The sequence below is a fragment of the Mycobacterium appelbergii genome, assembly GCF_032883035.1.
GTDB classification, from domain to species: domain Bacteria; phylum Actinomycetota; class Actinomycetes; order Mycobacteriales; family Mycobacteriaceae; genus Mycobacterium; species Mycobacterium appelbergii.
In genome coordinates, this window is the sequence record NZ_JAMQTH010000015.1 from 18852 (window position 1) to 31921 (window position 13070).

Annotated in this window: 11 protein-coding genes; 6 read left to right on the plus strand and 5 right to left on the minus strand. The window is 66.0% G+C overall.

Translation table 11 applies throughout. From position 1 onward, the window contains the following. Positions 1-29 precede the first annotated feature (29 nt). A complete protein-coding gene (locus M1247_RS28675; protein WP_317159805.1) occupies positions 30-323 on the minus strand; it encodes a chorismate mutase in 294 nt (97 codons plus the stop codon). 51 nt (positions 324-374) lie between these two features. Between M1247_RS28675 and pcrA the strand changes: the two genes are divergently transcribed. Continuing rightward, complete coding sequence (pcrA, locus tag M1247_RS28680; protein ID WP_317159806.1) at positions 375-2681, plus strand: DNA helicase PcrA; 2307 nt, start codon at positions 375-377, stop codon at positions 2679-2681. Here the strand turns inward: pcrA and M1247_RS28685 are convergent. Both M1247_RS28685 and M1247_RS28690 read right to left on the minus strand, forming a co-directional pair. Continuing rightward, positions 2678-5584, minus strand: a complete 2907-nt coding sequence (locus tag M1247_RS28685) for an MMPL/RND family transporter (RefSeq protein ID WP_317159807.1) — start codon at positions 5582-5584, stop codon at positions 2678-2680. The two genes, pcrA and M1247_RS28685, sit on opposite strands and share 4 nt — an antisense overlap. After that, positions 5581-5967, minus strand: a complete 387-nt coding sequence (locus M1247_RS28690; RefSeq protein WP_317159994.1) for an MmpS family transport accessory protein — start codon at positions 5965-5967, stop codon at positions 5581-5583. The genes M1247_RS28685 and M1247_RS28690 overlap by 4 nt, the downstream gene beginning before the upstream one ends. 182 nt (positions 5968-6149) lie before the next feature. Here M1247_RS28690 and M1247_RS28695 point away from each other — a divergent pair, with 182 nt between their 5' ends. From M1247_RS28695 to M1247_RS28705, 3 genes are all read left to right on the plus strand, one after another. Continuing rightward, positions 6150-6776, plus strand: a complete 627-nt coding sequence (locus M1247_RS28695) for a TetR/AcrR family transcriptional regulator (RefSeq protein ID WP_317159808.1) — start codon at positions 6150-6152, stop codon at positions 6774-6776. 117 nt (positions 6777-6893) lie between these two features. Further along, a complete protein-coding gene (locus M1247_RS28700) occupies positions 6894-7781 on the plus strand; it encodes an aldo/keto reductase (RefSeq protein WP_317159809.1) in 888 nt (295 codons plus the stop codon). Positions 7782-7835: 54 nt separating this feature from the next. Further along, a complete protein-coding gene (locus M1247_RS28705; protein ID WP_317159810.1) occupies positions 7836-8582 on the plus strand; it encodes an alpha/beta fold hydrolase in 747 nt (248 codons plus the stop codon). Between the two features lie 4 nt (positions 8583-8586). Here M1247_RS28705 and M1247_RS28710 read toward each other — a convergent pair whose 3' ends face one another. Then, a complete protein-coding gene (locus M1247_RS28710) occupies positions 8587-11157 on the minus strand; it encodes a DEAD/DEAH box helicase (protein WP_317159811.1) in 2571 nt (856 codons plus the stop codon). Between the two features lie 40 nt (positions 11158-11197). Further along, positions 11198-11848, minus strand: coding sequence for a cutinase family protein (locus M1247_RS28715; RefSeq protein WP_317159995.1), 651 nt, complete (start codon positions 11846-11848; stop codon positions 11198-11200). 111 nt (positions 11849-11959) lie between these two features. Here M1247_RS28715 and M1247_RS28720 point away from each other — a divergent pair, with 111 nt between their 5' ends. Together M1247_RS28720 and M1247_RS28725 are read left to right on the plus strand one after the other, a co-directional pair. Then, complete coding sequence (locus tag M1247_RS28720; RefSeq protein ID WP_317159812.1) at positions 11960-12328, plus strand: nuclear transport factor 2 family protein; 369 nt, start codon at positions 11960-11962, stop codon at positions 12326-12328. 22 nt (positions 12329-12350) lie between these two features. Next, positions 12351-13070, plus strand: a complete 720-nt coding sequence (locus M1247_RS28725) for an NUDIX hydrolase (RefSeq protein ID WP_317159813.1) — start codon at positions 12351-12353, stop codon at positions 13068-13070.

The window sequence follows — 13070 nt, forward strand, 5'->3', positions numbered from 1 at the left end:
ACCGGGAATGCAGTTCCGCGGAAAAAGCGCTAGTGACCTAGGCGGCCCCGGCCCAGACGCAGCAGGAGCATGGCCAGGTCTTTGCCCTCGGGGCCGAGCACGCCGAAGCGCTCGATGACCTTCATCTCGCGACTGTGCACCAGCCGGGTGCCGCCGGATGCCATCCGGGCCTGGCCGATCAGCTTGGACACCTCGGTGCGCCGCTGCACGGCGGCCAGGATGGTGGCGTCGAGTTCGTCGATCTCGCGACGCAGGTCATCGATGTCAGGCACGGTTTTGATCGTCTCAGCCCAAGTGGGGTCGCGTCGAGTGGGGGTCCTCATCGGGCTGTCGATGCGGTGTTGTCCCCGCCCAACGGTAGGTTTGGAGTCGATATGAGCATCGCCACCGACACGGACCAACTTCTCGACGGCCTCAACCCACAACAGCGCCAGGCGGTGCTGCACGAGGGTTCGCCGCTGCTCATCGTCGCCGGCGCCGGGTCGGGCAAGACGGCGGTGCTGACCCGCCGCATCGCTTACCTGCTGGCGGCGCGCGACGTGGGTGTCGGACAGGTGCTGGCGATCACCTTCACGAACAAGGCTGCCGCGGAGATGCGTGAGCGCGTGGTGGAGCTGATCGGCCCGCGGGCGAAGTCGATGTGGGTTTCGACGTTCCATTCGACGTGCGTGCGGATTCTGCGCAATCAGGCCTCGCTGCTGCCGGGGCTGAACTCCAACTTCTCGATCTACGACTCCGACGATTCACGGCGCCTGCTGATGATGATCGGCAAGGACCTGGGGCTGGACACCAAGCGGTATTCGCCCCGGCTGCTGGCCAACGCCATCTCCAACCTGAAGAACGAGCTGATCGGGCCCGAGCAGGCCGCGGCCGAGGCGTCTGAGGCGGCCGAGGAGATGGCAGGCATCGTCGCGCAGGTCTACGCCGAGTACCAGCGCAGGTTGCGGGCCGCCAACGCGCTGGACTTCGACGACCTGATCGGTGAGACCGTCGCCGTGCTGCAGGCTTTCCCGCAGATCGCCCAGTATTACCGCCGCCGGTTCCGGCACATCCTGGTCGACGAGTATCAGGACACCAACCACGCCCAGTACGCGCTGGTGCGGGAATTGGTGGGGCATCATCTCGACGAGAAGGACGGGGTCGGGCCCGCCGAGCTGTGTGTGGTCGGCGACGCCGACCAGTCCATCTATGCCTTCCGCGGCGCCACCATCCGCAACATCGAAGACTTCGAGCGGGACTATCCCGACGCGACGACGATTCTGCTGGAACAGAATTACCGGTCCACCCAGACCATTCTCAACGCGGCGAACTCGGTCATCGCGCGCAACACCGGCCGGCGGGAGAAGCGGCTGTGGACCGACGAAGGCGAAGGCGAACTGATCGTCGGCTATGTCGCCGAGAACGAGCATGACGAGGCCCGTTTCGTCGCCGAGGAGATCGACGCGCTGGCCGACAGTCGCGAGATCACCTATAACGACGTCGCGGTGTTCTACCGCACCAACAATTCGTCACGCGCGCTGGAGGAGGTCTTCATCCGCGCCGGCATCCCGTACAAGGTCGTCGGCGGCGTGCGGTTCTATGAACGCCGCGAGATCCGCGACATCGTCGCGTACCTGCGGGTGCTGGACAATCCCGGTGACGCGGTGAGCATGCGCCGCATCCTCAACACGCCGCGGCGCGGCATCGGCGATCGGGCCGAGGCCTGCGTGGCAGTATACGCCGAGAACACCGGCGGCAGCTTCAATGATGCGCTGCAGGCCGCCGCCGAAGGGCGGGTGCCCATGCTCAACTCCCGTTCGGAGAAGGCGATCGCCAGTTTCGTGACCATGCTCGACGGGCTGCGGGAAAAGCTCGACGACGAGTTGGGTGATCTGGTCGAGGCGGTGCTGGAGCGCACCGGCTATCGCCGTGACCTGGAAGCCTCCAGTGATCCGCAGGACCTGGCCCGGCTGGACAACCTCAACGAACTGGTCAGCGTCGCACACGAATTCAGCACCGACCTGGCCAACTCGAGGGCACTTGCCGAGGACGAGCCGGTCGACGAGGACATCCCCGACACCGGCGTGCTGGCCCAGTTCCTGGAACGGGTGTCGTTGGTGGCCGATGCCGATGGCATACCCGAACACGGCGCGGGCGTGGTGACGTTGATGACGTTGCACACCGCCAAAGGCCTGGAGTTCCCCGCGGTGTTCGTCACGGGCTGGGAGGACGGCATGTTCCCGCACATGCGGGCGCTGGGCGATCCGACGGAACTGTCCGAGGAGCGGCGGCTGGCCTATGTCGGGATCACCCGCGCACGCCGGCGTCTCTATCTCAGCCGCGCCAAGGTGCGCTCGTCGTGGGGGCAGCCGATGCTGAACCCGGAATCCCGTTTCCTGCGGGAGATTCCGCAGGAGCTGATCAATTGGCGACGCACCGAGCAGGCGTCGTCGTTCAGTGCACCGATCGGCAACGCCGGGCGCTACGGCACACCCCGCCCGTCACCGTCACGGCCGGCCGCGGCGCGCAACCGGGCGCTGATCGTGTTGGAGCCCGGCGACCGGGTCACCCACGACAAGTACGGCCTGGGCCGGGTCGAGGAGGTCTCCGGCGTCGGCGAGTCCGCGATGTCGCTGATCGACTTCGGTAGCGCCGGCCGGGTCAAGTTGATGCACAACCACGCCCCGGTGTCCAAGCTCTAGGCTTTCGCCTCCGAACCGTCCTCGGCATCGGTTTTGAGCAATTCCCGGACCGAGGTGCGGGACCCGTAGGGCCGCAACATCCGGCTGGCAGGGCGGGGGCGCACGTTCACCGGCCACCAGAACCACCGACCGAGCAGCGCCGCGATGGACGGCGTCATGAACGATCGGACGATCAAGGTGTCGAACAGCAGGCCCAGGCCGATCGTGGTGCCGATCTGGCCGAGCACGATGAGGTCGCTGAAGATGAATGACGACATGGTGGCGGCGAACACCAGTCCCGCGGCCGTGACGACCTTGCCGGTGCCGGACATCGCACGGATGATGCCGGTTTTGAGCCCCGCCCCGATCTCTTCCTGGAACCTGGATATCAGTAGCAGGTTGTAGTCGGCGCCCACCGCGAGCAGCAGGATGATGGCCAGTGCCAACACGATCCAGTACAGCGGAATACCGAAAATATACTGCCACACCAAGACTGACAGTCCGAATGACGCCCCCAACGACAGCACGACGGTGCCGACGATGACTAGCGCGGCGACCAGGCTGCGGGTGATGAACATCATGATGAGCAGGATTAGGCTGATCGCGGCCAGTGCGGCGATGAGCAGATCGTATTTCGCGCCGTCCTGAATGTCCTTGTACGCAGAGGCGGTTCCGGCCACGTAGATCTTGGCATCCGACAGCGGGGTGGCCTTGATTGCATCGAACGCAGAGTCCTTCAGTGCGTCGATGTGCGAAATACCTTCGGGGGTAGCGGGATTGCCCTCATGCGTGATGATCATGCGGGCGGCCTTGCCGTCCGGCGACATGAACAGTTTCAGGCCGCGCTGGAAATCGGGATTGTCAAAGGCTTCCGGTGGCAGGTAGAAGGAGTCGTCGTTCTTGGCCGCGTCGAACGCCTGACCCATCGCGGTCGAATTACGCAGTGCCTCATCGGACTGCGCGTTGGTGCCGGCTGTGGTGGCGTAGTTGGACAGGATGAGATCGCGGTTTCGTTCCTGGATGGCGATCTGCGGGGGCAGCAACGCCACGAGCTGTGGTTGAAGGGCATCGAGCTTGTCCAGGCTCGCGGTGATGTTCCCGAACTGCTCACTGAGCTGGCTGATGCCGTCCAGCGCGTCGAACACCGACCTCAGCCCCGCGCACATCGGGATGTCGAAACAGTGTGGCTCCCAGTAGAAATAGTTGCGCAGGGGCCGGAACTGGTCGTCGAAATTGGCGAGCTTGTCGCGCAGGTCGTTGACGATCGTGACGGTGTCGTGGAACGCCTGGGTCTGCTCATGGGTGGCCGCGGCGCTGGCCTGTTGCAATTCGACCTGCTGCTTGAGGATGTTGACGGTATTGGTGATCTCGTTGGCCTGTTTGAGCAGATCCTTGGCACGGTCCTGCTGATAGCCGAGATTCATGATCTGGCTGGCACTTTGCGCACTGATCTGAAACGGGATGGAGCTGTGCTTGATCGGTGTGCCCAGCGGTCGGGTGATCGACTGCACCAGGGCGATGCCGCGGGTGTGCAGCACGGCTTTGGCGATGCGTTCGAGCACGAGCATGTCCGCGGGATTGCGCATGTCGTGATCGGTCTCGACCATCAGCAGTTCGGGGTTGAGCCGGGCCTGGGAGAAGTGCCGCTCGGCGGCCGCATAGCCGACGTTGGCCGGTGCCGATGCCGGCAGGTACGGGCGCGCGTCGTAACTGGTCTTGTACCCCGGCAGGGCGAGGAGACCGATCAGCGCGATCCCGCAGGATACGACGAGAATGGGGCCGGGCCACCGCACGATGGCGGTACCGATGCGGCGCCAACCGGTAGCCCGCACTTTGCGTTTCGGCTCCAACAGGCCGAAGTGGCTGCTGATCACCAGGACGGCGGGCCCCAGGGTCAGGGCGGCCGCCAGCGTGACGAGAACCCCGATGGCGGCGGGCACGCCCAGGGTCTGGAAGTAGGGCAGCCGCGTGAAGTGCAGACAGGCCACCGCCCCGGCGATGGTCAGCCCCGAGCCGACGATGACGTGCACGGTCCCACGGAACATGTCGTGGTAGGAGGCTTCTCGGTCCATGCCTCGGTTACGGGCCTCGTGATAGCGGCCGACCACGAAGATGCCGTAGTCCGTGCCTGCGGCGATCGCCAACAGGGTGAGCAGGTTCGTCGAATAGGTCGACAGGCCGATGACGCCCGAATGTGCCAGCACGGCAACGACACCGCGTGCGGCCGCCAGTTCGATGAGCACCGTGACCAGCATGATGAGCATGGTGAGGAAGGACCGGTAGACGACGAGCAGCATGACCGCGATGACGAGAAAGGTGATGCCGGTGACCTTCTCGGTGCCTTCGCTGCCGACCTCGAAGTTGTCGGTGATCAGCGGGGCGGCACCGGTGACGTAGGCCTTGACCCCGGGCGGTGGCGGCGTGCTCGCCACGATCTCGCGGATGGCGTCGACGGACTGGTTGGACAGCGCTTCGCCCTGGTTACCGGCCAGATACACCTGCACCAGAGCGGCTTTGCCGTCCTTGCTCTGTGAACCGCCCGCGGTGAGCGGATCCCCCCAGAAGTCCTGAATGTGCTCGACGTGTTCTTTGTCCTGCGCCAGTCGCTGCACCAGGGTGTCGTAGAAGTGGTGAGCGTCCGCGCCGAGTGGCTGGTCGCCCTCCAGCACGATCATCGCCGCGCTGTCGGAGTTGAACTCGTCGAAGACCTGGCCGATGTGGCGCATCGCCTCGGTCGACGGGGCATCGGGGGCGTTCAACCCCACCGAGCGTGCCGCGCCGACGACCTCCAGCTGGGGCACCACGATGTTCGTCACGGCCGCGACGGCGATCCATACCAGCAGGATCGGCACGGCGAGTCGGCGAATGGTGCGCGCGGTTCTGGAACCGGTCACGCCCTCGGTCGTCTTCTCGTGCTCGCTCATGCGGACTTGTCCAAGCAGGCGATGTATCCGTTCACGTTGCTGGTGGACCTTTCGTCCTTGACCACGCCATTGACGGTGATGCGGCAACCGATCGTGGCTCCGTCGCCTTGCGCGCGGAGGTCGGCGAACATGGTCGGGTCATCCGTGGTCAATGTCTGCGACCACGGCAGCGGGGTGTCGTCGACGCGCTGCGGTTGCGCGTCGACATCCAGGTAGTTGATGGTGGCCACGGATCCGGGAGAACCGAACACCTCGAACAGGACGCGCTTGGGGTTGTAGCCGGTGTTTTCCAGGGCGTCGGCGCTCGGTCTCGACACGGTGTTGTCGGAACCGAAGATGCCGTGCAATCGGTACACAGTGAAGCTGACGACAGCCACCACCATCAACGCGACGACGAACGTCCACCGTCGTCTCAACAGACCGCTCACCGAAAAACCGCTCACCCCAACGCCTTTCGAAGCCCTGCTAACACGGCCTGCCCCGACACGATCTTTAGCACGCCTAGTGGACCTTGAGGGAACGGTACGGTACGGTACGGTCCTGCGCAATAGTTGAGGAGTGAACAGTGCTATCCGAGCTGGCCGGCGATGCCGAAGTATGGCCGCCGACGTCCCGATGGACCGCACGCGAGGCCGAGCTGCTGGCGGTCACGCTGCAACTGCTGCAGCAGCACGGATACGACCGGTTGACCATGGAAGCCGTTGCGACTCAGGCGAAAGCCAGCAAATCGACGATGTACCGACGGTGGCCGTCGAAGGCGGACCTGGTGCTCGCCGCGTTCATCGAGGGCACCCGGGTGGCGGGTGTCCCGCCGCGTACCGGCTCGCTGCGTGGCGACCTCCTGGCAATCGGTGCTTCAGTGTGTGAGCAGGCTTGTGAGCACGCGGCCACCATGCGGGCGGTGTTGAACGAGATGTCGCACAGCCCGGCGTTGCGCGCGGCCATGCAGGACGAATTCGTCAATCAGCGCAAGCTGGTGATCGACGAGGTGCTGGCCGACGCGGTGAAGCGCGGCGAGATCGACGCGGCGGCGATCAGCGATGAGATCTATGACCTGCTACCGGGTTATCTCGTGTTCCGCGCGCTGGTATCCGGGCGGCCACCGACCGAAAAGACCGTACGTACGCTGGTGGACGACGTACTCATGCCGAGCCTGACGGGTGAGCCCGCTCGGCCGACACCGCGCCAGTAACGTCAGGGCGAAAATTCTGCGTCATCCTCGCCGTGGCGTTACCCGCGTGAAAAGCGATTGCTCCAGGCGGGTGGCCATGGCTCCCTTTTCCGGGCTCGAAGGAGTTCACTGGAGAACATGACGAGCATTCCCACTTTTACTCTCAACAACGCCGTCGACATGCCTGCCCTCGGCTTCGGCGTCTACCAGACTCCGCCGGAGGAAACGCGCGCCGCGGTCGAGACCGCGCTGGAGACCGGCTACCGCCACATCGACACCGCCGCGGTGTACGGCAATGAGCGGGGAGTCGGGGAGGCGATCCGGCGATCCGGACTGCCCCGCGACGATGTGTTCATCGAAACCAAGGTGTGGATCACCGATTACGGCTACGACACGACCTTGCACGCTTTCGAAAAGGCGGTCGGCAAGCTCGGCGTCGACACGATCGATCTGCTGATCCTGCATCAGGCGCTACCGGGCGAGTTCGATCGGACCATCGCCGCCTACAAGGCGCTGGAGAGGCTGTACACCGACGGCAAGGTGCGTGCGATCGGTGTCTCGAACTTCATGCCGAACCACCTCGACCAGCTGCTGGCCGAGACAGAGGTGGTGCCCGCGGTCAATCAGATCGAGGTACACCCGTACTTCCGGCAGTCCGACGTGCTCGACATCGACGGCCAGCTCGGCATCCTAAATCAGGCGTGGTCACCGATCGGCGGCATCACGTTCTATCGTGACGGTTCGCACGGCTCCACTCTGCAGGATCCGGTGATCGGAGAAATCGCGACCGCACAAGGCAAGTCGCCAGCGCAGGTGATGCTGCGCTGGCATCTGCAGCAGGGCCGCCAGGTGATCCCGAAATCGGTGACGCCGTCGCGGATTGCAGAGAACTTCGACGTCTTCGACTTCGAACTCACCGACGAGCAACTCGCCGCGATCGATGCGCTGGACACCGGCACGCGTGGCGGCCCGGAGCCCGAAGACATCACCAGAGATAAATACGGGATCGAAATCCCGGAAGCCTAGGACTCGTCGTCCCAGCCCTTTCCAGACACTGCTCGCCGTGTCAGGATGACGAGCATGACCGTCGTTCTGGTGCATGGCAATCCGGAGACCGAAGCGATCTGGGGCCCGTTGGTCGAAGCCCTCGGGCGCGATGACGTGGTGCGGCTGTCCCCGCCGGGATTCGGCGCCCCGCTGCCCGATGGTTTCGCCGCGACCCACCTCGACTACCGCGACTGGCTGGAGGATGAGCTGGTGGCCCTCGGCGAACCGGTCGACCTGGTCGGGCACGACTGGGGCGGTGGCCATGTGGTGAACGTGGCGATGCACCGGCCGGAGCTGCTGCGCAGCTGGGTCAGCGACGCCGTCGGGTTGTTCGATCCTGAGTACGTGTGGCACGACCTCGCGCAGGTGTGGCAGACGCCGGGCGAGGGTGAACAGCTGGTGGACACCATGCTCGGCGGCACGGTTGCCGACCGGACCGGACAAATGGCCCAGTTGGGGATACCGCAGGACATCGCCACCTCGATCGCCACGGAACAGGGACCGGAGATGGGCCGGGCGATCCTGCTGTTGTACCGCTCGGCGCGGCACCCCGCGATGGCAGAAGCAGGCCGCGCGTTGGAGAACGCTGCAGCGCGACCGGGGCTTTCCCTACTCCTGACCGAGGACCCTTACGCGGGGTCCGAGGAGCTTCGACGCCGGGCGGCAGACCGGGCCGGAGCCCGCACGCAGGTTCTCGATGGGCTGGGACACTGGTGGATGGTGCAGGATCCGGTCCGCGGCGCAGCGGCCCTCACCGGTTTCTGGGACACGCTCGACTGAGGCTTCAGTCCGCGCATCCCGCGTCTACCAGACGTATCACCGCCGCGCCTTCCTCGTCGGAGGCGTCGAGGTCCACCTCGACATCGAAGCCCCAATCATGGTCGCCTGCCGGATCGTCGAGGATCTGCCGCACCCGCCACACGTCTGGGCGCCGGTCGAAGATGAGCAGCGCCGGACCGCGGGCGTCGGCGCCGGTGCCCACCTCGGCATGCTCGGCGAAGTAGTCGTCCCCGACGTCGGCCCAGCGGTCGGCGGTCCATCCGGAGCTGCCGTCCAGCTCACCCAGGTCATGCCAGCGGCGACGCGCGAACAGCTCCACGCGGCGGAACAGCGCATTGCGGACCATCGCGGTGAATGCCCGCTCGTTGCCGGTCAGCGGACGCGGGCGGGCCGGGACCGCCACCGGCACATCATGCGGCTGGTCATCGCTGGTGAGCTGTTCCCACTCGTCGAGCAGGCTCGAATCGACTTGGCGCACAAGCTCACCGAGCCACTCGACGATATCGATGACCTCTTCGGTCCGCGCGGCGGCGGGCACACCTGAGCGCAGCGCCTTGAATGCATCCGAAAGGTAGCGCAGCACGGCGCCCTCGGAGCGGGTCAGTCCGTAGACGCTGACGAACTCGCGGAACGTGAACGCCCGCTCCCACATCTCGCGGACCACGGACTTCGGTGACAGCCGCCCGTCAGCCGCCCACGGGTTGGTCTGGCAGTACACCGTGAAGGCGTGGGTGAGCAGTTCCTCGAGCGGGCGGGGGTAGGTGACGTCGTCGAGCAGTTCGATCCGCTCGTCGTACTCGATACCTTCGGCTTTCATCGCCGCCACGGCCTCGCCCCTGGCCTTGTTCAGTTGGGCCGCCAGAATCTGGCGGGGATCCTCCAGCGTCGCCTCGATCACCGAAACCACATCCAGCGCATATGTTTCCGAGGCAGGGTCGAGAGCCTCGACCGCGGCGAGGGCGAACGTCGACAACGGCTGATTGAGCGCGAAGTCGGGCGGCAGGTCGACGGTCAGCCGATAGCGCCTCCCGTCGGGCTCGGGTTCGTCGAGCCGTTCCAGGACGCCGGCCTGCAGCAGCGAGCGTGCGATACCGACCGCCTCGCGGATATGTCGAAGCTGACGCTTGCGTGGCTCGTGGTTCTCGGTGAGCAGGCGGCGCATCGCGATGAACGGGTCACCTGGCCGGTCGACGACATCGAGGATCATCGCGGTCGACACCCGCATATTGCTGGTCAGCGCCTCGGGGGAGGCCTCGACGAGCCGGGTCATGGTCTGTTCGCTCCACGGCACCATGCCCTCTGGAACTTTGCGGCGTACCAACTTTCGGCGTTTTTTGGGGTCGTCGGCCACCTTGGCGAACTGTTTGAGGTTCTCTACCTCGTGGTCGGGCGCCTGCACCACGACGGTGCCCGCGGTGTCGTAGCCCGCCCGCCCGGCGCGCCCGGCGATCTGGTGGAATTCCCGGGCGTTGAGCAGCCGGGTGCGGACGCCGTCGTATTTGGACAGTGCCGAGAAGACGACGGTGCGGATGGGCACGTTGATGCCGACGCCGAGAGTGTCTGTGCCGCAGATGACTTTGAGCAGGCCGGCCTGGGCCAGCTGTTCGACCAGTCGCCGGTACTTGGGCAGCATGCCGGCGTGGTGTACGCCGATCCCGTGGCGGACCAGCCGCGACAGCGTTGTGCCGAACGCCGTGGAAAACCGGAATGCGCCGATGTGCTCGGCGATCGCGGCTTTCTCCTCCTTGCTGGACACGTTGACGCTCATGAGTGCCTGCGCCCGCTCCAGCGCCGAAGCCTGGGTGAAGTGCACGACGTAGATCGGCGCCTGCTTGGTCTCCAGCAGGTCGGCGATCGTCTCGTGCATCGGCGTCGTGGCGTAGTAGTGATGCAGCGGCACCGGGCGCTGCGCGTTGGCGACCAGCGCCGTCGTCCGACCCGTGCGCCGGGTGAGGTCGTCGCGCAGGAACGTGACGTCCCCGAGGGTGGCCGACATCAGCAGGAACTGGGCGCGCGGCAATTCCAGTAGCGGCACCTGCCAGGCCCAGCCGCGGTCGGGGTCGCCATAGAAGTGGAACTCGTCCATCACGATGAGCAGATCCGCGGCCCATTCCGATTCACCACCCTCGCGCAGCGCGATGTTGGCCAGCACCTCGGCGGTGCAGGCGATGATCGGCGCTTCGGCGTTCACCGCGGCGTCACCGGTCAGCATGCCGACGTTCGCCGCACCGAACACCTCGCACAGCGCGAAGAACTTCTCGCTGACCAGTGCCTTGATCGGTGCGGTGTAGTAGCTGCGACCGCTGTTGTTTGTGCTCGTCGCGTCGGCGCCCGCCGCGAGCGCCGCGTACAGCGCGCCGGTGGCCACGAGCGATTTGCCCGAGCCGGTCGGTGTCGCCAGGATGACGTTGCTGCCGCTGACCAGTTCGATCAGCGCCTCCTCCTGCGCTGGATACAGCACGGTGCCGTTCGCTTCGGCCCACCCTGCGAACGATGCGAACAGCTCGTCAGGATCGGTCCCTGCGCTGCGCAGGGCGGCCAGGTCGCTCGGATCTGCGAGCAGGGGAGTACTCATTGTGGGGTCCAGCCTGCCTGACGATCGCCGAGGTGTGAATTCAGCGCCGGGCAGCAGGGCTCGGAGCCGGTGCCTGCACATGGCGGGTGACCCACTGGGCGGCGAGCTTCACCAGACCTGACTGCGGGTACCGGACGTGGGCGTCGAAGTTCCGGCCGAGCGAGCACACGGGGTCGTTGGGGGCGCACAGGTCAGCGGTTCTGGAACCGAAGACCGGGCTCATGCGGGTCAGTGGTTGGCCGATGCGCGCCGAGGGGTTGCCGAACACCACGACCGAGGCGATGCGGGGGACAACGGCCGCCGGCAGCGGGGCGGTGTAACCGAAGCCCGCGACCGGTGAGGTGGCGACAACGTCGACCACCGCCGCGCCCTGGGAGTAGCCGCCCATCACGATCTTGGTCTTGGGACACTGCGCCGCCGTGTCCTGGACGCGTCTGCTCATGTCGTTCGCTCCGGCTGCGGCCTTCCAGAAATCCCACGAAGCGGGATAGCGCACGGCGTACGCGCCCACCGTCGAGTCCTTCACCATGGGGCGCAGGGTGTCGACGAAGGACTGGCCGACGACACCGATACCAGCGGGTTCGTCGGTACCGCGCGCGAAGACGACCTCGATGTCGGGGCACCGCGGGGCCGCAGAGGCCGGGGGAGCCGCGATCGTGCCTGCCGCGACTGCCGCGCTCACCGCTGCCATGCCCGTCCGGGCCCGTACCTTACGGACGCCTACACCCACCAGTCACTTTTACCACTCTTTTCACAGCTGTGGCTATGCGTACCGGCAACCTGCAGCGGGTATAGCAGTACGGTGCCAGATTCGCAACTAGAAAAGTTCCTGCAACTCGAACGCGCCGGCTGGGATTCGCTGTGCGGTTCGACCGCCACCGAGTTCTACGGAAACACGATGCTGCCCGAGGCGGTGATGGTGCTGGCCAACGGCATGGTGCTGGACCGTTATGGCGTCATCGATGCGCTCGCCGAATCACCCCCGTGGCGCACCTACGAGATCAGCGATCCGCGGTTGATCCCCCTCGACGACGACAATGTGGTGCTGGTCTATACCGCCACGGCGTACCGCGAAGGCGACGAGCCCGCGTTCGTCGGCGCGATGTCCAGCGTCTACCACCGGGCGGGTGGGGATTGGAAGCTCGCGCTGTACCAACAGACGCGCGCCTGACCCGGCCGCTTATGGTCGATCGGTGACGATCGCCTATGACGAAGCGCTCCGTGAACGGGTCCGAGCACACCTGGTCCGCCATGAGCGTCGCGCCGTGACCGACCCGACGAAGCGGCACGCCGCCGTCGCCGTGGTGCTCGTCGATTCCGAACTCGGCGAGGACCGGGTGGACCCGGCGCCCGTGGACGATTGGATCGGCGGGCGACCGATGCCCGAAGCGGGTCTCGACGGCCGCATGGTCGATGTATCGGGGGGCGCCGCTTTTCTGCTGTGCCGCAGGGCATCCCGGCTGCGCACGCATGCCGCGCAGTGGGCGCTGCCCGGTGGCCGGCTCGACCCGGGCGAGACCGCGGTGGACGCCGCGCTGCGGGAACTGGACGAGGAGGTCGGCATCGCGTTGCCCGGCTCGTCGGTGCTGGGGATGCTCGACGACTATCCGACCCGGTCGGGATACGTCATCACCCCGGTGGTGGTCTGGGGCGGCGGGCGTCTCGAACTGCGGCCCTCACCCGATGAGGTGGTGGCGGCCTATCGCGTCGGGTTGCATCAACTGCAGCGCGACGATTCGCCGCGGTTCGTCGACATCCCCGAGAGTCCGCGTCCCGTCGTGCAGATTCCGTTGGGCAACGACCTGATTCACGCACCGACGGGTGCAGTGCTGTTGCAGCTGCGGTGGCTGTGCCTGGAGGGCCGCGACGATCCGGTCGACGAGCTCGAGCAACCGGTGTTCGCCTGGCAGTAG

Coding starts and splice junctions, on each gene's coding strand:
- M1247_RS28675 (WP_317159805.1), bottom strand. CDS start 323: ATGAGGACCCCCACTCGACGCGACCCCACTTGGGCTGAGACGATCAAA.
- pcrA (WP_317159806.1), top strand. CDS start 375: ATGAGCATCGCCACCGACACGGACCAACTTCTCGACGGCCTCAACCCA.
- M1247_RS28685 (WP_317159807.1), bottom strand. CDS start 5,584: ATGAGCGAGCACGAGAAGACGACCGAGGGCGTGACCGGTTCCAGAACC.
- M1247_RS28690 (WP_317159994.1), bottom strand. CDS start 5,967: ATGGTGGTGGCTGTCGTCAGCTTCACTGTGTACCGATTGCACGGCATC.
- M1247_RS28700 (WP_317159809.1), top strand. CDS start 6,894: ATGACGAGCATTCCCACTTTTACTCTCAACAACGCCGTCGACATGCCT.
- M1247_RS28705 (WP_317159810.1), top strand. CDS start 7,836: ATGACCGTCGTTCTGGTGCATGGCAATCCGGAGACCGAAGCGATCTGG.
- M1247_RS28710 (WP_317159811.1), bottom strand. CDS start 11,157: ATGAGTACTCCCCTGCTCGCAGATCCGAGCGACCTGGCCGCCCTGCGC.
- M1247_RS28715 (WP_317159995.1), bottom strand. CDS start 11,848: ATGGCAGCGGTGAGCGCGGCAGTCGCGGCAGGCACGATCGCGGCTCCC.